The organism is Escherichia marmotae (assembly GCF_002900365.1).
Classification (GTDB): domain Bacteria; phylum Pseudomonadota; class Gammaproteobacteria; order Enterobacterales; family Enterobacteriaceae; genus Escherichia; species Escherichia marmotae.
In genome coordinates this window covers 988,752-1,015,316 of sequence record NZ_CP025979.1, presented here as the reverse complement: position 1 = coordinate 1,015,316, position 26,565 = coordinate 988,752, and the positions used below count along the sequence as shown (strand labels likewise).

Genomic DNA, 26,565 nt, shown 5'->3' with positions numbered 1-26,565 from the left:
GTTTTTGAATATATCAGGCGGCTAACACGCGGTTGCGTCCGTCATTTTTTGCCCGATACAAGGCATCATCAACACGCTTAAACAGTTCATCGATGTTTTCATTTCCTTCGTGATGCGCCACGCCAATACTGACTGTGAAGCGCGGTAAGCCCGAAATACTCACTTTTGCCACGCTCAAGCGGATAGTTTCAGCCAACGAAAGTGCAGTATCCAACGGGGTTCTCGGCAACAATAAGACGAACTCTTCCCCCCCCAACGAAACACCAAATCGCCTTTGCGGGCGCAACTTTCAAGAGTATGGGCAAGCGAGCATAACACTTCATCTCCTTTCTGATGACCGTATAAGTCATTGATATGCTTAAAACGATCGGTGTCGATGAGCAACAAACTATAATCCTGAGCTATTGCCAGGTGCTGCATCTGTCCGGGGTCAGTTATGTGATAAAACTGCCGACGGTTGAGTAATCCCGTTAGTGCATCATGGTGGGCTGCATGTTCCAGTTGTTCCTCCAGCCGTTTTTGCTCTGTAATATCATGTACGATGCATAACATTAACCTGTCGCCGTAAATCTCAATTGGCCCGGCATAAGTTTGCACATGCCGAATGGAGCCATCTGCCAGTTTATGGACAAAATTGAGAGGCTTATGGCCGCCGGGCAACCGTGAAATTTCATGCATGACTGGCATGATGCGACGCCCAAGCATATTTATTTCCCAGGTGTGCTTCTGACACATTGTTTCATGGTTGTAGCCGTAGATATTGAGCGCGGCCAGATTAGCATCGACGATTTGGCCATCACGTGAGGGATCAATTAACAGCATCGGTGCAGAGTTGGTCAGAAAAAAACGAGCATAAAACCCTTGTTTTTTACGCTGATAATTCGCTGAACGACTGGCTTTTAACCCCAGTGTTGCTGGAGTTTCCATTCCTTCGAAGATAATTACTTTTCCCGTCTCACTCATCTCTTTGAGGGGCAATCGGCAGCTTAATGCCGCCTCTTCACCATTACGCTGGACAGTGAGAATTTCTACAATATCGAGCTGGTTATGCAAGTCTGTGAGGTATTTAAGAAGCTCGTTTTGCGAGGAGATGGAATAGAGGCCGGTACGTAGCTGACTAAAGGTGAGTTCTTGCATCAAAAGTCGCGCTGCACTATTGGCATAAATTAATTGTTCTTCAAAGGGTGAAACGATCCAGACAGGACTGGTTAATAAGTCCAGAGTATTGAAGTTGTGCGTATTCATTGAAATCCCGTTATTTTTATCAATCTTTTGTTACTACCTGATCGCAAAAATGCCACGACAAATGATCAGATAATTCTGATAATGATAGACGCTATTTAACGCTTTACACGTTTTCAAATCAGGAAAAGTATTTTGCTTTCTGTATTTAATTTTGACAGGACTTTATTAATCATTTCAGGGTAATGGGGTGATGAGATGTTGCGTAAGATGACCAGAAGACTAGACTACAAAATAATGCGTTGACAATGGAGGCACTGTGGAAGTGATTAAGGGAGCGGACGTAAATGTCCCGGATGCAGTATTTGCCTGGATGTTGGATGGTAAAGGCGGAGTTAAACCGCTGGAAAATACAGATGATATAGATGAAGCGCATCCTTGCTGGCTCCACCTCAATTATGTGCACCATGACAGTGCCCAATGGCTGGCGACAACACCCTTGTTGCCAAATAACGTACGCGATGCGCTGGCGGGGGAAAGCACGCGGCCCAGGGTCAGCCGTCTTGGGGAAGGGACGTTGATTACTTTACGCTGCATTAATGGCAGTACTGATGAACGTCCCGATCAACTGGTCGCCATGCGTGTTTATATGGATGGACGGTTAATTGTCTCGACCCGACAACGTAAAGTGTTGGCGCTGGATGATGTGGTTAGCGATCTGGAAGAGGGAACCGGCCCGACCGATTGCGGTGGCTGGCTGGTGGATGTGTGTGATGCGTTAACCGATCATTCCAGTGAGTTTATAGAACAACTGCACGATAAAATTATCGACCTGGAAGATAATCTGCTCGATCAACAAATACCGCCGCGCGGTTTCCTGGCGTTGCTGCGTAAACAATTAATTGTGATGCGTCGCTATATGGCACCGCAGCGTGATGTTTATGCTCGCCTTGCTAGTGAGCGTCTGCCGTGGATGAATGACGACCAACGCCGCCGAATGCAGGACATTGCCGATCGTCTCGGACGCGGCCTGGATGAGATTGACGCCTGTATTGCCCGAACCGGCGTGATGGCAGATGAAATCGCTCAGGTCATGCAGGAAAATTTAGCGCGTCGTACTTATACGATGTCGTTGATGGCAATGGTCTTTTTACCCAGTACGTTTTTAACTGGGTTATTTGGTGTCAACCTCGGTGGTATTCCTGGCGGGGGATGGCAATTCGGCTTTTCGCTTTTTTGTATTCTGTTAGTTGTTCTTATTGGTGGTGTTGCTTTATGGTTGCATCGTAGTAAATGGTTGTAACAAAAGAAAATTTGTCTACTTCCTGTATATAAAAATGCCGTAAAGTTTGAGCGAAGTCAATAAACTCTCTACCCATTCAGGGCAATATCTCCCTCGCAGGTGAATGCAACGTCAAGCGATGGGCGTTGCGCTCCATATTGTCTTACTTCCTTTTTTGAATTACTGCATAGCACAATTGATTCGTACGACGCCGACTTAGATGAGTCGGCTTTTTTTTGCCTGTAATTTTTCAGCGTCTACCCTTTAAGAGTCCACCCCATGACCGGAGGGAAATATGACGACACTCATTTATTTGCAAATTCCTGTCCCTGAACCCATTCCTGGCGATCCCGTACCAGTGCCAGATCCCATCCCTCGTCCGCAACCCATGCCAGACCCGCCGCCAGATGAAGAACCGATTAAATTGTCGCATCGTGAGCGTAGATCTGCGAGGATACGCGCCTGCTAATTTTGCGTCGATGACCACGAGAATAGATTGTGACCGCTTTTTCTACCCTGAACGTTTTGCCTCCCGCCCAGCTCACTAACCTTAATGAGTTGGGCTATTTAACCATGACGCCGGTGCAGGCCGCCGCGCTTCCGGCGATCCTTGCCGGAAAAGATGTTCGCGTGCAGGCGAAAACTGGCAGCGGCAAAACGGCGGCATTTGGCCTTGGCTTGTTACAGCAAATTGATGCGTCGCTGTTTCAGACCCAGGCTTTAGTGCTGTGCCCGACCCGTGAACTGGCGGATCAGGTTGCCGGAGAGTTGCGCCGGCTGGCGCGTTTTCTGCCGAATACCAAAATCTTGACCTTATGCGGCGGCCAGCCGTTCAGCATTCAGCGCGATTCGCTGCAACATGCGCCGCATATCATCGTGGCAACGCCGGGTCGTTTGCTCGATCACCTGCAAAAAGGCACTGTATCGCTGGATACCCTGAATACGCTGGTAATGGATGAAGCCGACCGTATGTTGGATATGGGATTTAGCGACGCAATTGATGACGTCATCCGTTTTGCGCCTGCTTCTCGCCAGACGCTTCTGTTTTCTGCAACCTGGCCGGACGCAATTGCCGCGATTAGCGGTCGTGTACAACGCGATCCTTTAGCGATTGAGATTGATACGTCAGATGCTTTACCGCCTATTGAACAACAATTTTATGAGACATCCAGCAAAGGCAAAATTTCGTTGTTGCAGCGGTTATTAAGCTTGCATCAGCCATCATCTTGTGTGGTGTTCTGTAATACAAAAAAAGATTGCCAGGCTGTGTGTGATGCTCTGAATGAAGTAGGGCAAAGTGCATTGTCGTTACATGGCGATCTGGAACAACGCGACCGCGATCAGACGTTGGTTCGTTTTGCCAATGGTAGCGCACGTGTGCTGGTGGCGACCGATGTCGCGGCACGTGGTCTGGATATCAAATCTCTTGCGCTGGTGGTGAACTTTGAGCTGGCGTGGGACCCTGAAGTTCATGTACATCGCATCGGGCGTACTGCGCGAGCGGGGAATAGCGGTCTGGCGATCAGTTTCTGTGCTCCGGAAGAGGCGCAGCGGGCGAATATCATTTCTGACATGTTGCAGATAAAACTTAACTGGCAAACGCCGCCAGCCAGCAGCGCCATTGTGCCGCTGGAAGCAGAAATGGTGACGTTGTGCATTGATGGTGGGAAAAAAGCGAAAATGCGTCCAGGAGATGTGCTGGGGGCGCTGACGGGGGATATTGGTCTGGATAGCACAGATATTGGCAAAATTGCCGTTCATCCAGCACATGTCTACGTCGCAGTGCGTCAGTCTGTTGCCCATAAGGCATGGAAACAGTTACAGGGCGGAAAGATTAAAGGGAAAACGTGCCGGGTGCGGTTATTAAAATAACGAAATGTTGAATTGCCGGATGCGACGCTGGTTGCGTCTTATCCGGCCAGCACAAGAATAGCCCGATAAGCTTGCGTATCGGGCGCTATCCTGGTTATTTCACTTCAACCACATTCAGGCGTAACTCATCCAACTGATTTTCATCTTCTTCAGGCTGCCAGCCCGCGGGTTGTAGTGGTAGCTCTTCGCGATCAAACGCCAGATCACCGCCGTTAACCACTTCAGAACCGTGGGTAATGCCTTTGAAATCGAACAGATTGGTATCGCACAGATGTGACGGCACCACATTCTGCATCGCGCTGAACATTGTCTCAATACGCCCTGGATAACGCTTATCCCAATCACGCAACATATCGGCAATCACCTGACGTTGCAGGTTAGGCTGTGAACCGCACAGGTTGCACGGAATAATCGGGAACGCTTTCGCATCGGCAAAACGCTGAATGTCCTTTTCACGGCAATAAGCCAGCGGACGAATTACGATATGTTTGCCGTCATCGCTCATCAGCTTTGGTGGCATACCTTTCATCTTGCCGCCGTAGAACATGTTTAAGAACAGCGTTTGCAGGATATCGTCACGATGGTGACCCAGTGCGATTTTCGTCGCGCCCAGTTCTGTTGCCGTGCGGTAAAGAATACCGCGACGCAGACGAGAGCAGAGTGAGCAGGTGGTTTTGCCTTCCGGGATCTTTTCTTTCACGATCCCATAAGTATTCTCTTCAACAATTTTGTACTCAACGCCCAGCTTTTCAAGATACTCCGGCAGGACGTGCTCCGGGAAACCGGGCTGCTTCTGGTCGAGGTTAACGGCAACCAGCGAAAAACTGATTGGCGCGCTTTGCTGCAAATTCCGCAGGATCTCCAGCATGGTATAGCTGTCTTTTCCCCCGGAAAGGCAAACCATAATGCGGTCGCCATCTTCAATCATATTGAAGTCAGCAATGGCTTCGCCCACATTGCGGCGCAGGCGTTTTTGTAATTTGTTCAGGTTGTATTGTTCTTTCTTACTAATTTCTTGATTTTGCAACATTTAATAGTAGCTCAATTCATTATATGGCATCAGAAGAGTATGCATCATGCCGGGATATCCGACAGCAGAAGTCTGATATAAAAACAGTGGCGTGTATGGTACGGATTAGAGGGGAAAATGTCAGCACATTTGCGAAATGAATCAAAAAGCCCGCAGCGACGTGCGGGCGTTAGTTATTAGCGCACGACCAGCACTGAACACTCTGCATGACGTACTACGGCAGCGGCGTTAGAGCCGAGCAGGTAGGTGGTAATATCCGGTCGATGGGAGGCAATGATGATCATATGAGCAGGGATCTTTTTCGCCATTTCCAGAATGCGGTCTTTTGGCGAACCTTCTTCAACATGGATATGCACTCTGTCAGTCGGCAGTTTGAATTTTTTAATGACTTCTTCCAGTTGCGATTTGGCTTCCGCTTTCAGGTCATCCATTGCCGGTAACTCTGCGGAATACGCTAAACCCAGAGAGGCATAGTAGGGCAGCGAAGGTATTACCGTCAGGAAATGAACCTCTGCATCATCAATTTTTGCCTCGGCTTCAACGTGACTAATCACGCGTTGAGTTAATTCTGAGTCGGAAATATCGATAGGGACAAGAATCGTTCTGTTCATAAAACCTCCTGTTTTAGTATCCGCATAAAGTGTAACGCCAGATGACACTTTTTGTGTAATGACGGAGTTCACATTTTTAATTTAGATTAAGCAGGATTCAATAAGTAGAAAAAGCCCGCCAGAGAGGCGGGCAGGCAGGATTAGAACTGATAAACCAGATCTAAAGCGACAATATCATCGGTAGAGATACCGTTGGCAGCGTAGAAGCTGTCATCTTCATCCAACAGGTTAATTTTATAGTCAACATAGGTTGACATATTTTTGTTGAAATAATATGTCGCGCCAACATCTGCGTATTTGACCAGATCTTTATCGTCAACACCGGCTGGATTATCAACACCACCAGCAGCGTTCAGGTCACGCCCTTTAGACATCAGGAAAGACACTGCCGGACGCAGGCCAAAGTCAAACTGATATTGGGCGGTGACTTCAAAGTTCTGGGTCTTGTTCGCAACGGCGTAATCACTGTTGCCAAATGGCGTCATATTACGTGTTTCGGAATACATGGTTGCCAGGTAGATGTGATCTTACCCACCAATAGTGGACACAGGACTAAGTGAGTAAACTCTCAACCAGAGGTGACTCATGACAAAACCAGTATCAATCAGCAAGAAGCCCCGTAAACAACATACGCCTGAATTTCGTAACGAAGCCCTGAAACTCGCTGAACGCATCGGTGTGGCCGCCGCAGCCCGTGAACTCAGCCTGTATGAATCTCAGCTTTATGCCTGGCGCAGTAAACAGCAGCAACAAATGAGTTCGTCAGAGCGCGAAAGCGAACTGGCCGCTGAAAATGTCCGCCTTAAACGACAACTGGCGGAGCAGGCTGAGGAACTGGCCATCCTCCAAAAGGCCGCGACATACTTCGCGAAGCGCCTGAAATGAAGTATGTCTTCATCGAAAATCATCGGGCAGAGTTCAGCATCAAAGCGATGTGTCGTGTACTTCGGGTTGCCCGCAGCGGCTGGTATGTCTGGCTCAGGCGTCGTCACCAGATGAGCCTGCGCCAACAGTTTCGGCTCACCTGCGATACCGCTGTTCATAAGGCATTCTTTGAGGCAAAGCAGCGATACGGTGCTCCCCGCCTTGCTGACGAACTGCCGGAGTTCAATATTAAAACCATTGCCGCCAGCCTGCGTCGTCAGGGGCTGCGGGCGAAAGCCGGCCGGAAGTTCAGCCCGGTCAGCTACCGTGCACATGGCCTGCCCGTATTGGAGAATCTGCTGGAGCAGGACTTCAGCGCCAGCGGCCCGAACCAGAAGTGGGCGGGTGACATCACGTACTTGCGTACCGATGAGGGCTGGTTGTATCTCGCAGTAGTCATCGACCTGTGGTCACGCGCCGTTATTGGCTGGTCGATGTCACCGCGAATGACAGCACAACTGGCCTGTGATGCACTGCAAATGGCGTTGTGGCGGAGAAGACGCCCGGAAAGCGTCATTGTTCATACGGACCGTGGTGGTCAATACTGTTCAGGGGATTATCAGGCGCTGCTGAAGCGACACAACCTGCGTGGCAGTATGAGTGCGAAAGGCAACTGTTATGACAATGCCTGTGTGGAAAGCTTCTTTCATTCGCTGAAGGTGGAATGTATCCACGGGGAACGCTTTAGCAGCCGGGAAATAATGCGGGCAACGGTGTTTAATTATATCGAGTGTGATTACAATCGCTGGCGTCGTCACAGTGCCTGTGGCGGTCTCAGCCCGGAACAATTTGAAAACCATAATCTCGCTTAGGGCCGTGTCCACATTACGTGGGTAGGATCAATGTTGTTAGCATCATATTTTAACCCGGCAGTCCACGCATCGGCTTTATCGCCACCCGCCACAGTATGATTAACCTGATCATTGGTGCGGTCTGAGGAGGTGTATGCTGCACCCGCACTAAAGCCCATACCTAAATCGTAGGTTGTGGAAAGACCCCAGCCGTCGCCATTTTCATGACGAACATCACGTCCGTTATTAGTACCTTCCTGACCATTGCTCGCGCCTTCGTTGTTACCCTGATATTGCAAAGCGAAGTTCAGTCCATTAACCAGACCGAAGAAATCAGAATTACGATAAGTTGCTACGCCATTAGCACGACCGGTCATAAAGTTGTCCGCATTCGTGTAGGAGTCACCGCCAAATTCTGGCAGCATATCGGTCCAGCCTTCTATATCGTACATTACGCCGTAATTACGTCCGTAATCGAAAGAACCGTAATCAGCAAATTTCAACCCGGCGAATGCCAGACGAGTCCAGGATTGATTTTTTGAGGATTCAGTATTGTTTGCCTGAATATTGTATTCCCACTGACCATAACCAGTGAGTTGCTCGTTAATTTGTGTTTCGCCTTTAAAACCAAGACGTGCATAGCTCTGATCGCCATCTTTCGCTGAACTATCAGAAAAATAATGTAGACCATCAACTTTGCCATAAAGATCCAATTTATTGCCGTCTTTATTATAAATTTCTGCCGCATGAGCAGCTCCTGCGGAGAGCAGGGCAGGAATTAAGAGTGCCAGTACTTTGCTTTTCATTGAAAAAATCCTTTAGTTATTTTATTTGCCTTTCTTTCCCTGTTCGGGAAGGGAAAACATCCTAAAGGAAAAGTTCCATTAGCCGATAAGTATCATTTGTTACGTCTTAAGTAAAACCTTAATCAAATAATTCTTGAGAAATGATAATAAGTTTGATGAATGTTTTAGTGGTGATATATATAAAATAAAAATTATACATTTAAAAAGTGATGCGTTATTCTGCGCGGGTTATATGCCTTTATTGTCACAGATATTATTTTCTGTTGGGGCATTGCTACGATTACTTATTTCCCAACAAATAAAAAGACAAGCCCGAACTTTCATTCGGGCTTTTTTTTTGTTCAGGATAATCCTTACCCTGTTACTCTACTCGGTGCCACTTTTATCCGTTTTCCCCGCCATTTGCGCGAGGAAATCATAGCGTTTTTGCAGATCGGCTGCGGCATCTTTCCATAACTGTTCCGCCACTTCTGGCTGTTGCGAATTCAGACGGCGGAAACGTTGTTCATGGAGCAATGTTTCTTCCAGAGCCTCTGATGGTGGACGTGAATCCAGCGCCAGTGGCAGTTTGCCTTCATCGGCACGACGTGGATCAAAGCGATACAGCGGCCAGAAGCCGGTTGCGGTGAGTTGGCGCATCTGGTCGTGACTCAATGCCAGGTCATAACCGTGCTCTTCACATGGACTGTAAGCAATGATCAGTGACGGCCCTGGATACGCTTCCGCTTCCTGAATCGCTTTCACTGTCTGGTTCAGTTGCGCACCGAGAGAAATCTGCGCCACATAAACATGACCGTACATCATCATACTGACGCCGAGGTCTTTACGCGCTTTGCGTTTGCCGTGTTCACCAAACTTCGTTACTGCACCAAGAGGGGTTGCTTTCGACGCCTGACCGCCGGTATTGGAATAGCATTGCGTATCCAGTACCAGAATGTTGACGTTTTCCGTCAGACTTAATACATGATCCAAACCACCGAAGCCGATATCGTAAGCCCAGCCGTCGCCACCAATCAGCCATATTGATTTTTCCACCAGCGCATCAGCGTCGCGCAGCAGTTCATGAGCTTCAGCGATATCCTTTAGTTGCTGGCGCAACGCGGCAACCTGTTCGCGACGAACCTCTGGCGTGGCATCTGATTTCAACGCTGCCAGTAACTCCGCCGGGATTTTATCGGCAAACTGATCCAGCAGACGCAAAACACGGACACGATGCTGATCGACCGTCAGGCGGAAGCCCAGGCCAAATTCGGCATTATCTTCAAACAGTGAGTTCGCCCAGGCCGGACCACGACCGTTTGCATCAGTGGTATACGGTGTGGATGGCAGGTTACCGCCATAAATCGACGAACATCCGGTGGCGTTAGCGATCAACATTCGATCGCCATAGAGCTGAGTAAGCAATTTGATATACGGCGTCTCGCCACAACCGGAACAAGCACCAGAATATTCAAACAGCGGTGTGATCAATTGCGATGTACGAATATCAATACGTTCCAGTTTACTGCGGTCGATTTCTGGTAAGTTGAGGAAGAAGTCATAATTGATTTTCTCTTCTTCCACATGCTCCAGACGCGACATCATATTGATGGCTTTGATATCAGGATCCTGACGGTCTTTCGCCGGGCAAACTTCAACGCACAGATTACAGCCGGTGCAATCTTCCGGTGCGACCTGCAACACATATTTCTGCCCGCGCATATCGCGCGATTTCACATCCAGCGAATGCAGGCTGGCAGGGGCGTTTTCCATTGCTTCCGGCGGAACCACTTTTGCGCGAATAGCGGAGTGTGGGCAGGCGGCGACACAGTGGTTACATTGGGTACAGAGTTCCTCTTTCCAGATGGGGATCTCTTCGGCAATATTGCGTTTTTCCCAACGCGTTGTGCCCATTGGCCATGTGCCGTCTGGTGGTAGCGCCGAAACGGGGAGGGCATCGCCAAGTCCGGCGAGCATTGCAGCGGTGACGGTTTTAACGAAATCAGGCGCTGCATCGGAAACCACCGGTGGCCGATTCGCACTGTGCGGATTTACCGGTTGCAACGGGACTTCTTCCACGGATTCACGCGCCAGCGCCAGTGCCTGCCAGTTGCGTTCCACCAGATCCTGACCTTTGCTGCTGTAGCTTTTGGCAATTGCGCCCTGCAATTCAGCCAGGGCACTGTCGCCAGGCAGAATTTGCGTCAGGTGGAAAAAGGCCATCTGCATTACGGTGTTAATGCGCGCTGCCAGTCCACATTCACGGGCAATTTTCGCTGCATTAATCACATAAAAGCGAGCTTTCTTCTGATTCAACACCGCCTGAACTTCTTGCGGCAGCCGCGACCAGACTTCTTCGGCACTGTACGGAGTATTAAGCAGGAAAATACCGCCAGGTTTCAGGCGTTCTGCCATCTGATATTTGTCGATAAACTGCAACTGGTGGCAGCCAACAAAGTCAGCTTGTGAAATCAGATACGCGGATCGAATTGGATGCTCGCTCACACGCAGGTGAGAAACTGTCAGACCACCGGCCTTTTTGGAATCGTATACAAAATACCCCTGTGCATACCACGGGGTGGAATTACCGATAATCTTGATATTGTTTTTGGTCGCGGAAACGCTGCCGTCACTGCCCAGGCCGTAAAACAGGGCTTCCAGCTTCGCGGAGTTTGGCAGGGTATTTTCTGGCAATGGCAGTGACAGATTGGTCACATCATCATAAATACCCACGGTAAATCGTGGTTTTGGTTTGGCTGTGTTAAGTTCGGCAAATACTGCCAGCACACAGTCCGGGCCAAACTCTTTGGAAGACAGACCATAGCGCCCACCAATGACGCGAGGCAATGCCTCACGCTCGCCATTATTAAAGGCTTCTGCCAGCGCGGTCATCACATCCAAATAGAGTGGTTCTGCCTGGGCACCCGGCTCTTTGGTGCGATCCAACACCGCTACGCTGCGTACGGACTCCGGTAGTGCTTGTAGTAAGTGTTTGGCGGAAAACGGACGATATAGTCGAACTTTCAGCACCCCAACTTTTTCGCCACGGGTCAGCAATTCGTCTACCACTTCTTCACAGGTGCCAATAGCAGAACCCATCAGGATTATCACCCGTTCTGCCTGTGGATGACCGTAATACTCAAAAGGCTGATACTGACGACCCGTAGCGGCGGCGAAATCATTCATTGCCTGTTCAACATGGTCGTAAACTGCGTTGTACCATGGGTTAGTTGCTTCACGAGACTGGAAGTAAGTGTCAGGATTGGCGGATGTACCGCGGATCACCGGATGTTCCGGATTCAGCGCACGGGCGCGATGAGCATCAATTTCTGCCTGCGGTATCAGTTCAAGAATAGTGTCGTCGGCCAGTGGAACGATTTTGTTGATCTCGTGGGAAGTACGGAAACCATCAAAGAAATGAATAAATGGCACACGGCTTTTTAGTGTCGCGATTTGCGAAATGAGGGCGAAATCTTGCGCTTCCTGAACGTTTGCCGCACACAACATGGCGCAACCGGTCTGGCGCACCGCCATCACATCTGAATGATCGCCAAAAATAGAGAGCGCATGAGTAGCGACGGTTCGCGCCGCCACATGCAGTACAAACGGTGTCAGTTCGCCCGCCAGTTTGTACAATGTCGGAATCATCAGCAACAAACCCTGCGATGATGTAAACGATGTAGAGAGTGCGCCCGTTTGCAAAGCGCCATGCACAGTCGCGATAGCGCCAGCTTCGGACTGCATTTCAACTACGCGAGGTGTATCTCCCCACACGTTTTTCAAGCCGTTTCCGGCCCAGGCATCAGCCTGTTCTGCCATCGTGGAACTCGGGGTAATAGGGTAGATGGCGATAACTTCACTGGTGCGAAATGCCACCGAAGCTACCGCGCCATTACCGTCAATTGTGATCATACGACACCCTTACATTGCGCAAATGAGGGGCACACGAAAAAGCTGCGCGCCCAGTAGTTATCTCTCAATTTTAGCAAATGGCTTTCTGTTGCATTTTCGCTTTTGTGTCCCCCATATCCGCATAATGAATGTTTCGATCAAGCACCGGGCAAAAAATAGCGATAAAAAAGTAACAATGCGTTGCAACACACATAGTAGTTCTCGACGTAACCGCCTGGGCTGCCTATTATTTAGGGCGGTGTCGTTTGGCTTAAAGATTAGAGGAAGTAAAGATGCGAGCAGCGTTGTGGGTAGGGTGTGCCGCTTTATTGTTGTCTGCGTGTAGTAGTGAACCTGTTCAGCAGGCAACCGCGGCGCATGTGGCGCCTGGTTTAAAAGCGTCCATGTCCAGTAGCGGTGAAGCAAATTGCGCAATGATTGGTGGTTCGCTATCCGTTGCCCGTCAACTTGACGGAACGGCTATTGGGATGTGTGCATTACCTAACGGCAAACGCTGCAGCGAACAGTCGCTTGCCGCCGGAAGCTGTGGCAGCTACTAATTGACCAAATCTGCCAGTTTATAAGTTAATGTCTGTTTCGCGGTTGCCAGCGTCAACTGGTTGGCGGTCAGATCTACCTGCGCACCTTCTTTCAGCATTTCGCTGATGGTGTGATCGAGTTCGTTAAGCTGTGGGTTGGCACACATCATGCGGGTCATTGCCAGTCCTTTAACTTTCAGTTCTCCGCCCGAAAGTTTACCCTCTCCGCTAAAGCGGTTACACATGTTGCCGGAAATCATCATCTTTTCCCCAAAGCTGATTTCTGGCGGGTTTTTATCGCTGGCAACAGGTTGACCGTTAACACTTTCCAGTACAAACCGGTGATGCTGTAACTGTTCTGGCGTTACAGCAATTTTGTCATTACTTACACATCCCGCCATCAGCAGGCTTAGTGCGACTAGCGCGGCAACTTTCTTCATTTTAGTTCTCAACTTAAGGTATAAATCAGGTGCTGATTGCCGGATGCAACGCTGGGGCGTCTTATCCGTTCAACAGAACTTATTGTAAGAATAGCGGATGAAAGATCTTTGGGGATTATCTGAATAAGCTCCCCTGATTTGCAGGGGAGCAGCATGTTTAAACCAGTTCGTTCGGGCAGGATTCGCCTTTTTCCAGATTGCTCAAGTTTTGCAGCGTAGTCTGGGAAATACTGGTCAGAGCTTCTGCCGTCAGGAAAGCCTGGTGCCCGGTAAACAGTACGTTATGGCAGGCAGACAGACGACGGAACACGTCATCCTGAATCACATCGTTGGATTTATCTTCAAAGAACAGATCGCGTTCGTTCTCATACACGTCCATCCCCAGCGAGCCAATTTTCTGGTTTTTCAGCGCTTCAATTGCCGCCTGGGAATCAATCAATGCGCCACGACTGGTGTTGACGATCATTACGCCGTTTTTCATCTGATCAAACGCCGCCTCATTCAGCAGGTGGTAGTTCTCCGGCGTCAGCGGGCAGTGCAGGGAGATAACGTCTGATTCAGAGAACAGGGTCGGCAGATCGACATATTCCACGCCGAGCTCCAGCGCCGCCGCACTTGGGTATGGATCGAACGCCAGCAGACGCATACCGAAACCTTTCAGAATACGCAGCATCGCTACGCCGATTTTACCGGTGCCGATAACACCTGCCGTTTTGCCATACATGGTAAAGCCAGTCAGGCCTTCCAGAGAGAAGTTGGCGTCACGGGTACGCTGATACGCGCGGTGAATACGGCGGTTCAACGTCATCATCATACCGATAGCGTGTTCAGCGACGGCTTCCGGATCGTAGGCTGGAACACGGACTACTTTCAGCCCCAGCTCTTTTGCCGCGTCGAGGTCAACGTTGTTGAAACCGGCACAGCGCAGGGCGATATATTTAACGCCGTGCTTTTTCAGTTCTTCCAGCACCGGGCGGCTGCCGTCATCATTTACGAAAATACATACCGCTTCGCAGCCATTGGCGGTTTTGGCGGTTTTTTCTGTCAGCAGAAAGTCAAAAAATTCCAGCTCAAAGCCAAAGGACTCGTTCACCTGTTGCAGGTACTTCTTGTCGTACTGTTTTGTGCTATATACGGCGAGTTTCATAAGACTTTCTCCAGTGATGTTGAATCACGTTTAAGCTACTAAAAATATTTTACAAAAATTCAAATATAATTGAAAGCTGTGGTGATATTGAAAAATCCATCAACAACTATGCTTAGTGTAGGCGCAACCTTCAACTGAACGGTTAAACATGCCACAATACCGGTATTGAATGCTTAATTTTTCGCTAAATCAGGATATTAACTACCCATGTTGGGTAAATATAAAGCCGTTCTCGCGCTGTTATTACTGATTATTCTTGTGCCGTTAACGTTGCTGATGACGCTCGGGCTGTGGGTTCCTACGCTGGCGGGTATCTGGCTGCCGCTCGGTACACGTATTGCATTAGATGAAAGCCCGCGCATCACGCGTAAAGGTTTAATTATTCCCGATCTCCGTTATCTGGTGGCGGATTGCCAGTTGGCGCATATCACCAATGCCAGCCTTTCACACCCCAGCCGCTGGTTATTGAACGTTGGCACAGTGGAGCTTGACTCTGCTTGCCTGGCAAAATTGCCACAGGAAGAGCCCTCTCCGGCAGCGCCGAAAACCCTTGCGCAGTGGCAATCCATGCTGCCTAACACCTGGATCAATATTGATAAACTGATCCTTTCGCCCTGGCAGGAATGGCAGGGAAAACTCTCTCTCTCGTTGACCTCTGATATCCAGCAACTGCGTTATCAGGGCGAAAAAGTTAAATTTCAAGGCCAGCTTAAAGGGCAACAACTTACAGTCAGCGAACTGGATGTCGCCGCGTTTGAAAATCAGCCGCCGGTAAAACTGGTAGGGGAATTTACCATGCCGCTGGTGCCGGATGGGCTTCCTGTCAGTGGCCATGCTACCGCGACCTTGAACTTGCCACAGGAACCGTCACTGGTGGATGCTGAACTGGAGTGGCAGGAAAATAGCGGGCAATTGCTTGTGATGACACGGGATAACGGCGATTCATTGCTCGATTTGCCGTGGCAAATTACCCGTCAGCAATTGACGGTCAGCGATGGTCGCTGGAGCTGGCCGTATGAAGGTTTTCCCCTGAGTGGGCGATTGGGTGTTAAAGTCGAGAACTGGCAGGCCGGGCTTGAGAACGCGTTGGTCAGTGGACGCCTGAGTGTGCTGACTCAGGGGCAAGCAGGGAAAGGCAATGCGGTGCTTAATTTTGGCCCAGGAAAATTGAGCATGGATAACAGTCAGATGCCACTGCAACTGACCGGTGAAGCAAAACAGGCTGATCTCATTCTGTATGCCCGCTTACCGGCACAGCTAAGCGGAAGTCTGACTGACCCAACGCTGGCCTTTGAACCAGGCGCGTTATTACGTTCAAAGGGAAGAATCATCGATTCACTGGACATCGATGAAATTCGCTGGCCTTTAGCGGGGGTAAAAGTCACTCAACGTGGTGTTGACGGTCGCTTGCAGGCCATTTTGCAGGCCCATGAAAATGAACTGGGCGACTTTGTGCTACATATGGATGGTCAGGCGAATGATTTTCTCCCGGATGCAGGGCGTTGGCAGTGGCGTTACTGGGGCAAAGGCAGTTTTACCCCGATGAATGCCACCTGGGATGTCGCAGGAAAAGGTGAGTGGCATAACAGCACGATTACGCTTACCGACCTCTCGACCGGGTTCGATCAGTTGCAATATGGCACGATGACAGTAGAAACGCCGCGCTTAATTCTTGATAAACCCGTTATCTGGGTGCGTGACGCCCAGAATCCGTCTTTTAGTGGTGCGCTTTCGCTGGATGCAGGACAAACGCTTTTCACAGGCGGTAGTGTGTTACCGCCATCAACCTTAAAATTTAGTGTCGATGGACGCGATCCGACGTATTTCCTCTTCAAAGGGGATTTACATGCTGGTGAGATTGGCCCGGTACGGGTGAATGGCCGCTGGGGCGGTATTCGCCTGCGCGGCAATGCCTGGTGGCCTAAACAATCGCTGACCGTATTCCAGCCGCTGATCCCGCCAGACTGGAAGATGAATCTACGCGATGGTGAACTGTATGCCCAGGTGGCGTTTTCTGCCGCGCCTGAGCAGGGCTTCCGTGCAGGGGGGCATGGCGTGTTGAAAGGTGGCAGCGCGTGGATGCCAGATAACCAGGTCAACGGTGTCGACTTTGTACTACCGTTCCGTTTTGCCGACGGTGCGTGGCACCTGGGAACGCGGCGACCTGTGTCATTACGTATTGCTGAAGTGGTTAACCTGGTGACGGCAAAAAATATTACTGCCGATCTTCAGGGGCGTTATCCGTGGACCGAAGACGAACCCTTGCTACTGACGGATGTGAGTGTTGATGTTTTAGGTGGTAACGTGCTGATGAAACAATTACGTATGCCGCAGCACGATCCGGCGCTGTTACGGCTGAATAATCTCTCTTCCAGTGAACTGGTTAGCGCCATCAATCCAAAGCAATTCGCTATGTCAGGGGCATTCAGTGGGGCATTGCCGCTATGGCTTAATAATGAAAAATGGATTGTGAAAGATGGCTGGCTGGCAAACGCAGGCCCCATGACCTTGCGCCTGGATAAAGACACGGCGGATGCAGTAGCAAAAGACAATATGACCGCAGGGACTGCAATCAACTGGTTGCGCTATATGGAAATTAGCCGTTCATCGACAAAAATTAATCTGGATAATCTCGGTGTGTTAACCATGCAGGCAACGATCAGCGGTAATAGCCGGGTTGATGGTAAAACGGGCACGGTGAATCTTAATTACAGCCACGAAGAGAATATTTTTACGTTATGGCGCAGCTTACGCTTTGGCGATAATCTCCAGGCGTGGCTGGAACAGAATGCCCGACTCCCGAAAACGGGTTGCCCATCAGGAAATGAGTGTGAGGAAAAATAATGAAAATAATGATAACCGCGTTCGCGTCCTCTTTTATGTTGCTTGGTTGCACGCCGCGCATTGAAGTGGCTGCGCCGAAAGAGCCAATCACCATTAATATGAACGTTAAAATTGAGCATGAGATCATCATCAAAGCAGATAAGGACGTTGAAGACTTGCTCAAAACCCGTAGCGATCTTTTTTGAGGTAATGATGAAAAGAACATTACTGATAATGGTGTGGACTGTTTGCCTGATGAGCAGCAGTGCGATGGCGTTAACCCTGAATGAAGCCAGAAGTCAGGGGCGGGTAGGCGAAACATTTAATGGTTATCTGATGGCACTGAAAACGGATGACGAAACGCAGGCATTGGTAAACGATATTAATAAAGCTCGTGCGCTGAGTTATCAGCAACTGGCCAGACAAAATAATGTCTCAACTGAGGAGATTGCAAAACTGGCAGGGCAGAAACTGGTCGCTCGCGCTAAACCGGGAGAATATGTGCAGGGGATTAATGGGAAATGGCTGCAAAAATAAAAAACGTAAAGCAGCGGTAATTAATTTCGTATTCAGAAAGATCAGTTACCGTTCAAAACGGTACAAATTATACCTACAGACCTCCGCCAGATTGATTGCGGCGCTGTTTTTGCTTGTTGGCGCTCGTTTTTACGCATCCGCATTCAATAGTCATTTATTCACTTTCCGTTCATTTCTATACTGATTTTTCTTAATCCGCTTTATTACAGGGCAGGGTGTTATGAGCAGCAACACATTTACTCTCGGTACAAAATCCGTTAACCGTCTGGTTACGGCGCGATGCAACTGGCAGGACCTGGTGTATTCGGCCCACCGAAAGATCGCCATGTCGCGATTACCGTGCTGCGTGAGGCACTGGCATTGGGCGTCAATCACATTGATACCAGCGACTTTTATGGTCCACACGTTACCAATCAGATTATCCGCGAAGCGTTACATCCTTATTCCGATGACCTGACTATCGTCACCAAAATTGGCGCTCGCCGCGGTGAGGACGCCTCCTGGTTGCCGGCATTCTCTCCAGCAGAACTGAAAAAAGCGGTGCACGATAACCTGCGAAATCTGGGGGTGGACGTGCTGGATGTGGTGAACCTGCGGGTGATGCCTGACGATGGACATGGCCCGGCGGAAGGGTCGATTGAAGCCAGCCTGATCGTGCTGGCTGAGATGCAACAACAAGGGCTGGTAAAACATATTGGCCTGAGCAACGTAACACCAACGCAGGTTGCAGAGGCGCGCAAGATTACAGAAATTGTTTGCGTGCAAAACGAATACAACATTGCCCATCGTGCGGATGACGAATTAATTGATTCTTTGGCCCGCGATGGCATTGCATATGTGCCGTTCTTCCCGCTCGGGGGCTTTACGCCACTGCAATCCTCCACGCTCTCTGATGTCGCAGCAAGTCTTAATGCGACACCGATGCAGGTGGCGCTGGCGTGGCTGTTGCAACGTTCACCGAATATTTTGCTGATCCCGGGAACGTCTTCCGTTGCGCATTTACGGGAGAATATGGCAGTAGGGGAATTAGCGCTACCTGATGATGTGTTGGCAACGCTGGACAGTATTGCGAAAAAGGCGAGTTAAGTAAAAAAGCCTCCCGCACTCGCGGTAGGCTTCTTAAAACTTATGCTGCAACAATTGCTTCAATTGCTTCAATTGCCGCTTTAGCGTCTGTCTGCGCTTTTGCTGCCATTTCCGGCCCGTAAGCGATACCTTCAGCAAAGACAAAGTTCACGTCAGTAATGCCGATAAAGCCAAGGAACGTAGAAAGATACGGGGTCACCAGGTCTGTAGGCCCATCCTTATGGATACCGCCACGGCTGGTAATAACAATGGCTTTTTTACCGGTTACCAGACCTTCAGGACCGTTCTCGGTGTAGCGGAAAGTAACGCCTGCACGCGCAACCAGGTCAAAATAGTTTTTCAACTGAGTAGAGATGTTGAAGTTGTACATCGGTGCTGCAATCACGATAACGTCATGCGCTTTCAACTCGGCAATCAGTTCATCAGACAGTGCCAGGGCTTCCTGCTGGCGCGGAGTCAGCGGCGCGTCACTCGGACGCAGAGCGCCAACCAGTTCGCCATCCAGCACCGGAACCGGATTTGCAGCCAGGTCGCGGACGGTGATTTCATCAGCAGTGTGCTTTTCACGCCACTGTTCAACAAAATAATCAGACAACTGACCAGACTGAGAGTACCCTGCCAGGATGCTGGATTTAAGAACTAATACCTTGCTCATGGTGTTTCCTTATAGATGTTTGAATGGGCGATGCCCTGTTGCTTGTTGACACTTTATTCACAATCCTGCCACAGAGATAGCGCAATATATCGAAGTCTATGTTCGAATTTATTGAACAACACATAAAAAGCCGCGATGTGGTACTCTATATCTATCATTTAAAAGAAAATTAATCAGGCACAACGCTGCCCTTTAACGTTATGACAGAACAACAAAAATTGACCTTTAACGCCTTACAGCAGCGGTTGGATTCGTTAATGCTGCGTGACAGACTGCGTTTTTCCCGCCGTCTGCATGGGGTGAAGAAGGTTAAAAATCCTGATGCACAACAGGCCATTTTCCAGGAGATGGCAAAAGAAATTGACCAGGCGGCAGGGAAAGTCCTGCTACGTGAAGCGGCGCGTCCGGAGATTACTTATCCGGACAATTTGCCGGTTAGCCAGAAAAAACAGGACATTCTCGAAGCGAGCCGTGACCACCAGGTGGTGATTGTCGCCGGAGAAACAGGTTCCGGTAAAACGACGCAGTTGCCGAAAATCTGTATGGAACTGGGGCGCGGGATTAAAGGGCTGATTGGCCATACCCAGCCTCGTCGACTGGCAGCCCGTACCGTGGCGAACCGTATTGCGGAAGAGTTGCAGACCGAACCGGGTGGCTGCATCGGTTATAAAGTCCGTTTCAGCGATCACGTCAGTGATAACACGATGGTCAAGCTGATGACCGACGGTATTCTGCTGGCGGAAATCCAGCAGGATCGCCTGCTGATGCAGTACGACACCATCATCATTGACGAAGCGCACGAACGCAGCCTGAACATTGATTTCCTGCTCGGTTATTTGAAAGAGCTGTTGCCACGTCGCCCGGATCTGAAAGTCATCATCACTTCCGCGACCATCGATCCGGAACGCTTCTCTCGCCACTTTAACAATGCGCCGATTATCGAAGTCTCGGGTCGAACTTATCCGGTAGAAGTGCGTTATCGACCAATAGTTGAAGAAGCGGATGATACCGAGCGCGACCAGTTACAGGCGATTTTCGATGCCGTAGACGAATTGAGCCAGGAAAGCCCCGGCGACATTTTGATCTTTATGAGCGGCGAGCGGGAAATTCGCGATACCGCCGATGCGCTGAACAAGCTGAACTTACGCCATACGGAAATATTGCCGCTTTATGCGCGGCTTTCAAACAGCGAACAAAATCGCGTCTTCCAGTCACACAGCGGGCGGCGCATTGTGCTGGCGACTAACGTCGCGGAAACCTCGCTGACTGTGCCGGGTATTAAATACGTGATCGACCCAGGTACGGCGCGCATCAGCCGCTACAGCTATCGCACCAAAGTGCAGCGTCTACCGATTGAGCCAATTTCGCAGGCTTCAGCCAATCAGCGTAAAGGCCGTTGCGGACGCGTATCAGAAGGGATCTGTATTCGTCTTTATTCGGAAGATGATTTCCTTTCTCGTCCGGAGTTTACCGATCCGGAAATTCTGCGTACCAACCTGGCGTCGGTTATCTTACAGATGACCGCACTGGGGCTGGGCGATATCGCTGCGTTTCCGTTTGTTGAAGCGCCGGATAAACGCAATATTCAGGATGGTGTGCGCCTGCTGGAGGAGTTAGGTGCAATCACCACCGACGAACAGCAAACCGCATATAAACTGACACCACTTGGTCGTCAGTTATCACAGTTACCGGTTGACCCGCGTCTGGCACGCATGGTGCTGGAAGCGCAGAAACATGGCTGTGTAAGGGAAGCGATGATTATCACTTCCGCGCTCTCCATTCAGGACCCTCGTGAACGCCCGATGGACAAACAACAGGCATCGGATGAAAAACATCGTCGTTTCCACGATAAAGAGTCCGACTTCCTGGCGTTTGTGAATTTGTGGAATTATCTCGGTGAACAGCAAAAGGCGCTCTCTTCAAACGCCTTCCGTCGCTTGTGCCGCACTGAATATCTCAACTATCTGCGCGTGCGCGAATGGCAGGACATCTACACTCAGTTGCGCCAGGTGGTGAAAGAACTCGGCATTCCGGTAAACAGTGAACCGGCGGAGTATCGCGAAATTCATATCGCATTACTGACCGGTTTGCTTTCACATATCGGCATGAAAGATGCGGATAAACAGGAATATACCGGCGCACGTAACGCGCGTTTCTCTATCTTCCCTGGTTCTGGTTTATTCAAAAAGCCGCCAAAGTGGGTGATGGTGGCGGAACTGGTAGAAACCAGCCGCCTGTGGGGGCGCATTGCGGCACGCATCGATCCGGAATGGGTAGAGCCGGTTGCCCAACATTTGATCAAACGCACCTACAGTGAACCGCACTGGGAACGGGCGCAGGGCGCAGTGATGGCGACGGAAAAAGTCACCGTTTATGGGTTGCCGATTGTCGCCGCGCGTAAGGTTAACTACAGCCAGATTGATCCTGCGTTGTGCCGTGAACTCTTTATCCGCCATGCACTTGTAGAAGGTGACTGGCAGACACGTCACGCTTTCTTCCGTGAAAACCTGAAACTGCGGGCAGAAGTGGAAGAGCTGGAACACAAATCACGTCGTCGCGATATTCTGGTAGATGACGAGACGCTGTTTGAATTTTACGACCAGCGCATTAGCCATGATGTGATCTCTTCGCGCCACTTCGACAACTGGTGGAAAAAGGTTAGCCGCGAAACGCCTGATTTGCTCAACTTTGAAAAGAGCATGTTGATCAAAGAAGGTGCGGAAAAAATCAGCAAGCTGGATTACCCGAACTTCTGGCATCAGGGCAATCTCAAGCTGCGTTTAAGTTATCAGTTTGAGCCAGGTGCGGACGCTGATGGCGTGACCGTGCATATTCCGCTGCCGTTGCTCAACCAGGTGGAAGAGCGCGGCTTTGAATGGCAAATTCCTGGATTACGTCGTGAACTGGTGATTGCGCTGATTAAATCGCTGCCAAAACCGGTACGTCGTAATTTTGTGCCTGCACCAAACTACGCCGAAGCGTTTTTAGGCCGCGTGACGCCACTGGAACTACCGTTGCTCGACAGTCTTGAACGTGAATTGCGCCGCATGACCGGCGTTACCGTTGACCGCGAAGACTGGCACTGGGATCAGGTGCCCGATCACCTGAAAATTACTTTCCGCGTGGTGGACGACAAAAACAAGAAGTTGAAAGAAGGGCGCTCATTACAGGAACTGAAAGAGGCGCTGAAAGGCAAAGTGCAGGAAACACTGTCTGCGGTCGCTGATGACGGTATCGAGCAGAGCGGCCTGCATATCTGGAGCTTTGGTCAATTGCCGGAAAGCTACGAGCAGAAGCGCGGCAATTACAAAGTGAAAGCGTGGCCTGCGCTGGTGGATGAACGTGACAGCGTGGCGATCAAATTGTTTGATAATCCACTGGAGCAGAAGCAAGCAATGTGGAACGGTCTGCGCCGTCTACTGTTGCTGAATATTCCTTCACCGATCAAATATCTGCATGAGAAGTTGCCGAATAAAGCCAAGCTGGGGCTGTACTTTAACCCGTATGGCAAAGTGCTGGAGCTGATCGATGACTGTATCTCCTGCGGTGTGGATAAATTAATCGACGCCAACGGTGGCCCGGTCTGGACGGAAGAGGGTTTTGCTGCGCTACATGAAAAAGTGCGTGCCGAACTGAACGATACCGTGGTGGATATTGCGAAGCAGGTCGAGCAAATCCTCACGGCAGTGTTCAACATCAACAAACGTCTGAAAGGGCGTGTTGATATGACGATGGCGCTGGGGCTTTCTGACATCAAAGCACAAATGGGCGGTCTGGTGTATCGCGGTTTTGTCACCGGTAACGGCTTCAAACGGCTGGGCGATACGCTGCGCTATTTGCAGGCGATTGAAAAACGCCTGGAAAAACTGGCGGTTGATCCGCATCGTGACCGTGCCCAAATGCTGAAAGTCGAAAACGTCCAGCAGGCATGGCAACAATGGTTCAACAAACTGCCGCCAGCGCGTCGTGAGGATGAAGACGTGAAAGAGATCCGTTGGATGATTGAAGAACTGCGCGTCAGTTACTTCGCCCAACAACTTGGTACGCCGTATCCAATATCGGATAAGCGTATTTTGCAGGCGATGGAGCAGATTAGCGGTTAACGGCTGTTATTTGGCTGATGAATCTAAAACCCGGTAAGCGTGTGCTGCCGGGTTTTTTCTTTATAAGATCTGAAGGATTCACTCTATCGCAACATTGAACGATTTTGCTGAATTTTTATCAACAGTCTTTCCTCAAATGTAAGCGGCTCGTCAGAACCGTATTGATATTTACTGAGAGCTCAGATCAACTTTCCAGGGCAACAGATCGCGTACCCGGTTTGCCGGCCAGTCCTGGATATGTTCAATGACGTAACGCAGCCACTTTTCTGGCTCCACATTGTTCAGACGGCATGTGCCGATCAGCGAGTACAACACCGCCGCATGTTCACCACCGCTGTCGGAACCCGCGAACATCCAGTTTTTCCGGCCTACGGCCACTCCCCGTAAGGCGTTCTCTGCGATGTTGTTGTCGATTTCCACCCAGCCATTACTGCAGTACACGTTCAGTGCATCCCACTGTTTCAGCAGGTATGCGAACGCTTTTGCCGTATCTGAGTGACGCGACAGTGTTTTCATCTGTTGCTGTATCCAGTCATACAGTGACTGCATCAGTGGCGCGGCTCTGGCTTTTCTTGCCGCCAGACGCTGTTCTGCTGAACAGCCCCGGACCTCTGCCTCGATAGCATACAGTTCACCGATACGCTGCAGGGCTTCCGTGGTGATGTCGGTGGGCGCTCTTGCATGCACATCGTGGATTTTTCTCCGGGCATGAGCCATACACGCGGCTTCCGTTATTCTGCCGGATTCGTATAACACCCGGTAACCACCGTAAGCATCGGCCTGAAGCACACCGCTGTAACCGGCCAGGTGATTTTGTGGATGGATACCTTTCCGGTCCGGACTGTACGCGAACCAGACCGCCGGGGGCATCTGTGAACCGGCGTTGCGGTCATCACGGACGTAGACCCACAGCCGGGCTGTCCGGGTTTTACCGCTGCCCGGCTCCTGGACCGGGACGGGGATATCATCGGCATGGACTTTACCGGGCATCAGCACATACTGGCGCAGGACGTCATACAGCGGCTCCAGCAGTTCAGCAACGGCACCGGTCCAGCGCCCCAGTGTGGCACGGCTCAGCTCCACTCCCTGACGACGGTATATTTCTGACTGGCGGTATAACGGCAGATGGTCTGCATATTTCCCGGTGACAACATGGGCCAGAAGCCCCGCTCCGGCATAACTGCGTGCAATGGGTTTTGAAGGTACTGGTGCCTGCACGATATGGTCGCACCGGCAACAGGCCAGTTTCGGACGTTGTGTTTCGATAACCTTAAAGGCGCTGCTGATAAGCTCCAGTTGCTCTGACACATCACATCCCAGAGAACTGAGTTCACCACCACAGGCAGGACAGCATTCCTCTTCCGGCCGGATAACCCGGGTTTCACGGGGAAGTGAGGCCGGTAACGGTTTACGGGCTGAAGACTGGCGCAGGGCGGATGGCAGTACCGGGTCATATTGCTCACCCAGCGTTTCCGCCATTTCTTCCTGAAGTGCGCTGATTCGCTCCTGAGCTTCCTGTATCTGCCGTTCGGTTTTTGCACGAAGTTTTTCTGAGCTTTTACCGAACTGCATACGTTGCAGTTTCGCAACCAGCGCCTTCAGCCGGTTGATTTCGGAAGCATAAGCCGCCACCCGCTGTGAGAGCAGGCGGTTGTATTCAGCCATCTGGCGGATGGTGTCCTGTTGCGTCTGCAACAGTGCCCGCAGGCGGGCGTTCTCATGAGCAAGTGAGGTGTCCATATCCTCACTTTACAACGGGTTATATGCGGATTCCAGCGCGTTCCGTTCGTTTCGGGTGCTTCCAGTTGATACCTTCAGGAAGCATGGATAACTGAGCCGGAGTAAGGTGCACCTTGCCGTCACGGGTGACTGGCCAGACGAAGCGGCCCCGCTCCAGGCGTTTGGTGAAGAGGCACAGTCCGTCACTGTCAGCCCACAACACTTTTATCTGGTCACCCCGGCGTCCGCGGAAGATGAACAGGTGTCCGGAGAACGGGTCATCCTTCAGGACGTTCTGAACTTTTGATGCCAGGCCGTTAAAGCCATTCCGCATGTCGGTGATACCGGCAACCAGCCAGATACGCGAACCGGCAGGGAGAGATATCATCAGTGGCTGCTCCCTTTTATTTCGCGGATAAGTGTCTGTAATAACGCCGGCGTCAGTTTACCTTTAAGCCTGAGAGTTCCGGCCGGCAGAACCAGCTCACAACACAGACTGTCGGACGGTGTATTTATCTGCTCTGGTTCCTGTGCGGGGGCCGGGATTTTATTATCCGGCTCCGGCGTTAACGTCACGGGAAGCAGTGCCGGCATATTTTTTCCGGAAGGCAGCAGGCCACCTTTCCGGTATTGATGGCGCCAGTTGAAGAGCAGGTTATCGTTGATTCCGTTTTCCCGGGCGATCTGCGCCACACAGGCTCCGGGCTGCAGTGACTGCTCCACTAAGGCGATTTTAAACTCATAAGGGAAGTTGGGCCGCCGGGGACGTTTTTTTACCACGGGGGCTTCGGATATAACGGTGCTTTCAGGACGTACGACTGGTACCGTGGAAAATTGTCCGTAAAGGCAGGCATCAAGTTCCTGCTCCGACATGCCTGCGGGCAAAGGCCACGAAAGGCCAGCTCTCCGAAAGCGCACGAACATACTAAACTGTTGATTTTGGTACACCCAGGCGACGCCCGGCCACAACCCGGGGTAAATGTTCTTCAAAGTGAAGACGTAAAGCTTCAGTGATCCAGGTCCGGTGTTTCATACGATAGTGTCCATTAAAAATGATGGACATTATTTTTGTAGAGCCGGAGGAAACAGACCAGACGGTTTAAATGAGCCGGTTACCCTCAAATACAGTATGAGTAAAACAAATATCA

Annotated in this window: 18 protein-coding genes and 5 pseudogenes; 11 read left to right on the top strand and 12 right to left on the bottom strand. The window is 50.4% G+C overall.

The features are described from left to right. Window positions 1-13: 13 nt before the first annotated feature. Window positions 14-1,245: pseudogene (locus C1192_RS05440) on the bottom strand (diguanylate cyclase domain-containing protein). 195 nt (window positions 1,246-1,440) lie between these two features. Here C1192_RS05440 and C1192_RS25465 point away from each other — a divergent pair. From C1192_RS25465 to dbpA, 4 genes are all read left to right on the top strand, one after another. Then, window positions 1,441-1,488, top strand: a complete 48-nt coding sequence (locus C1192_RS25465; RefSeq protein WP_214678597.1) for a hypothetical protein — start codon at window positions 1,441-1,443, stop codon at window positions 1,486-1,488. 13 nt (window positions 1,489-1,501) lie between these two features. Beyond that, on the top strand, window positions 1,502-2,485 hold the full coding sequence (gene zntB, locus C1192_RS05435) for a zinc transporter ZntB (RefSeq protein WP_000452014.1): 984 nt from the start codon (window positions 1,502-1,504) through the stop codon (window positions 2,483-2,485). A 274-nt stretch (window positions 2,486-2,759) separates the two neighbouring features. Further along, entirely contained in the window at window positions 2,760-2,933 is a 174-nt protein-coding gene (gene ynaL / locus C1192_RS05430; protein ID WP_001296046.1) for a proline-rich small protein YnaL, read from the top strand. A 29-nt stretch (window positions 2,934-2,962) separates the two neighbouring features. Then, the gene (gene dbpA / locus C1192_RS05425; protein WP_038354512.1) at window positions 2,963-4,336 is read left to right on the top strand and encodes an ATP-dependent RNA helicase DbpA; all 1,374 of its coding nucleotides are present in this window, start codon (window positions 2,963-2,965) and stop codon (window positions 4,334-4,336) included. Between the two features lie 94 nt (window positions 4,337-4,430). Here dbpA and ttcA read toward each other — a convergent pair whose 3' ends face one another. The 3 genes and pseudogenes from ttcA to C1192_RS05410 all read right to left on the bottom strand — a co-directional run. Then, window positions 4,431-5,366, bottom strand: a complete 936-nt coding sequence (gene ttcA, locus C1192_RS05420) for a tRNA 2-thiocytidine(32) synthetase TtcA (protein WP_038354511.1) — start codon at window positions 5,364-5,366, stop codon at window positions 4,431-4,433. Between the two features lie 176 nt (window positions 5,367-5,542). Next, window positions 5,543-5,977, bottom strand: a complete 435-nt coding sequence (gene uspF / locus C1192_RS05415) for a universal stress protein UspF (protein ID WP_010376343.1) — start codon at window positions 5,975-5,977, stop codon at window positions 5,543-5,545. Window positions 5,978-6,117: 140 nt separating this feature from the next. Then, window positions 6,118-6,504 (bottom strand): annotated as a pseudogene (locus C1192_RS05410) (porin); the annotation flags it as partial. A 58-nt stretch (window positions 6,505-6,562) separates the two neighbouring features. Here C1192_RS05410 and C1192_RS05405 point away from each other — a divergent pair. Then, a protein-coding gene (locus C1192_RS05405; RefSeq protein ID WP_103194781.1) for an IS3-like element ISEc16 family transposase occupies window positions 6,563-7,713 on the top strand; the annotation gives its coding sequence in 2 pieces (ribosomal slippage) (window positions 6,563-6,824 and window positions 6,824-7,713; 1,152 coding nt in all). A gap of 29 nt (window positions 7,714-7,742) precedes the next feature. Here C1192_RS05405 and ompN read toward each other — a convergent pair. Then, window positions 7,743-8,498 (bottom strand): annotated as a pseudogene (gene ompN / locus C1192_RS05400) (porin OmpN); the annotation flags it as partial. 366 nt (window positions 8,499-8,864) lie between these two features. After that, on the bottom strand, window positions 8,865-12,389 hold the full coding sequence (gene nifJ / locus C1192_RS05395; RefSeq protein WP_000628247.1) for a pyruvate:ferredoxin (flavodoxin) oxidoreductase: 3,525 nt from the start codon (window positions 12,387-12,389) through the stop codon (window positions 8,865-8,867). A gap of 272 nt (window positions 12,390-12,661) precedes the next feature. Between nifJ and C1192_RS05390 the strand changes: the two genes are divergently transcribed. Further along, complete coding sequence (locus tag C1192_RS05390) at window positions 12,662-12,928, top strand: putative hemolysin (RefSeq protein WP_001200698.1); 267 nt, start codon at window positions 12,662-12,664, stop codon at window positions 12,926-12,928. On the opposite strand, the gene hslJ is transcribed toward C1192_RS05390, so the two are convergent. Further along, window positions 12,925-13,347 carry a heat shock protein HslJ gene (gene hslJ, locus C1192_RS05385; protein ID WP_001516437.1) on the bottom strand — a complete coding sequence of 141 codons (423 nt, stop codon included), beginning with the start codon at window positions 13,345-13,347 and terminating at the stop codon, window positions 12,925-12,927. The genes C1192_RS05390 and hslJ overlap by 4 nt on opposite strands. Before the next feature lie 157 nt (window positions 13,348-13,504). After that, window positions 13,505-14,494 (bottom strand): D-lactate dehydrogenase, encoded by a 990-nt coding sequence (gene ldhA / locus C1192_RS05380; RefSeq protein WP_000762228.1) that lies wholly within the window; start codon window positions 14,492-14,494, stop codon window positions 13,505-13,507. Window positions 14,495-14,701: 207 nt separating this feature from the next. Here ldhA and C1192_RS05375 point away from each other — a divergent pair, with 207 nt between their 5' ends. From C1192_RS05375 to C1192_RS05355, 4 genes and pseudogenes are all read left to right on the top strand, one after another. Continuing rightward, window positions 14,702-17,338: a YdbH family protein gene (locus C1192_RS05375; protein ID WP_038354777.1), complete on the top strand. Its 2,637-nt coding sequence runs from the start codon at window positions 14,702-14,704 to the stop codon at window positions 17,336-17,338. Next, window positions 17,338-17,523 (top strand): YnbE family lipoprotein, encoded by a 186-nt coding sequence (locus C1192_RS05370; protein WP_000699961.1) that lies wholly within the window; start codon window positions 17,338-17,340, stop codon window positions 17,521-17,523. The genes C1192_RS05375 and C1192_RS05370 overlap by 1 nt, the downstream gene beginning before the upstream one ends. A gap of 7 nt (window positions 17,524-17,530) precedes the next feature. Continuing rightward, window positions 17,531-17,854 carry a YdbL family probable chaperone protein gene (locus C1192_RS05365; RefSeq protein WP_000831645.1) on the top strand — a complete coding sequence of 108 codons (324 nt, stop codon included), beginning with the start codon at window positions 17,531-17,533 and terminating at the stop codon, window positions 17,852-17,854. 220 nt (window positions 17,855-18,074) lie between these two features. After that, window positions 18,075-18,940, top strand: a pseudogene (locus tag C1192_RS05355) (aldo/keto reductase family oxidoreductase). Between the two features lie 40 nt (window positions 18,941-18,980). Here the strand turns inward: C1192_RS05355 and azoR are convergent. Further along, window positions 18,981-19,595 (bottom strand): FMN-dependent NADH-azoreductase, encoded by a 615-nt coding sequence (gene azoR / locus C1192_RS05350; protein ID WP_038354778.1) that lies wholly within the window; start codon window positions 19,593-19,595, stop codon window positions 18,981-18,983. Window positions 19,596-19,795: 200 nt separating this feature from the next. Between azoR and hrpA the strand changes: the two genes are divergently transcribed. Then, window positions 19,796-23,698, top strand: coding sequence for an ATP-dependent RNA helicase HrpA (gene hrpA, locus C1192_RS05345; protein WP_038354779.1), 3,903 nt, complete (start codon window positions 19,796-19,798; stop codon window positions 23,696-23,698). Between the two features lie 168 nt (window positions 23,699-23,866). Here hrpA and C1192_RS05340 read toward each other — a convergent pair whose 3' ends face one another. The 3 genes and pseudogenes from C1192_RS05340 to tnpA form a co-directional block, all read right to left on the bottom strand. Continuing rightward, the gene (locus C1192_RS05340) at window positions 23,867-25,438 is read right to left on the bottom strand and encodes an IS66-like element ISCro1 family transposase (protein WP_103194767.1); all 1,572 of its coding nucleotides are present in this window, start codon (window positions 25,436-25,438) and stop codon (window positions 23,867-23,869) included. A 19-nt stretch (window positions 25,439-25,457) separates the two neighbouring features. Continuing rightward, entirely contained in the window at window positions 25,458-25,805 is a 348-nt protein-coding gene (gene tnpB / locus C1192_RS05335; protein ID WP_069906977.1) for an IS66 family insertion sequence element accessory protein TnpB, read from the bottom strand. Then, window positions 25,805-26,480: pseudogene (gene tnpA, locus C1192_RS05330) on the bottom strand (IS66-like element accessory protein TnpA). Before tnpA ends, tnpB begins: the two are co-directional and overlap by 1 nt. Window positions 26,481-26,565: the final 85 nt, after the last annotated feature.

Coding starts and splice junctions, on each gene's coding strand:
- ynaL (WP_001296046.1), top strand. CDS start 2,760: ATGACGACACTCATTTATTTGCAAATTCCTGTCCCTGAACCCATTCCT.
- ttcA (WP_038354511.1), bottom strand. CDS start 5,366: ATGTTGCAAAATCAAGAAATTAGTAAGAAAGAACAATACAACCTGAAC.
- uspF (WP_010376343.1), bottom strand. CDS start 5,977: ATGAACAGAACGATTCTTGTCCCTATCGATATTTCCGACTCAGAATTA.
- nifJ (WP_000628247.1), bottom strand. CDS start 12,389: ATGATCACAATTGACGGTAATGGCGCGGTAGCTTCGGTGGCATTTCGC.
- C1192_RS05390 (WP_001200698.1), top strand. CDS start 12,662: ATGCGAGCAGCGTTGTGGGTAGGGTGTGCCGCTTTATTGTTGTCTGCG.
- hslJ (WP_001516437.1), bottom strand. CDS start 13,347: ATGAAGAAAGTTGCCGCGCTAGTCGCACTAAGCCTGCTGATGGCGGGA.
- ldhA (WP_000762228.1), bottom strand. CDS start 14,494: ATGAAACTCGCCGTATATAGCACAAAACAGTACGACAAGAAGTACCTG.
- C1192_RS05375 (WP_038354777.1), top strand. CDS start 14,702: ATGTTGGGTAAATATAAAGCCGTTCTCGCGCTGTTATTACTGATTATT.
- C1192_RS05370 (WP_000699961.1), top strand. CDS start 17,338: ATGAAAATAATGATAACCGCGTTCGCGTCCTCTTTTATGTTGCTTGGT.
- C1192_RS05365 (WP_000831645.1), top strand. CDS start 17,531: ATGAAAAGAACATTACTGATAATGGTGTGGACTGTTTGCCTGATGAGC.
- azoR (WP_038354778.1), bottom strand. CDS start 19,595: ATGAGCAAGGTATTAGTTCTTAAATCCAGCATCCTGGCAGGGTACTCT.
- hrpA (WP_038354779.1), top strand. CDS start 19,796: ATGACAGAACAACAAAAATTGACCTTTAACGCCTTACAGCAGCGGTTG.
- C1192_RS05340 (WP_103194767.1), bottom strand. CDS start 25,438: ATGGACACCTCACTTGCTCATGAGAACGCCCGCCTGCGGGCACTGTTG.
- tnpB (WP_069906977.1), bottom strand. CDS start 25,805: ATGATATCTCTCCCTGCCGGTTCGCGTATCTGGCTGGTTGCCGGTATC.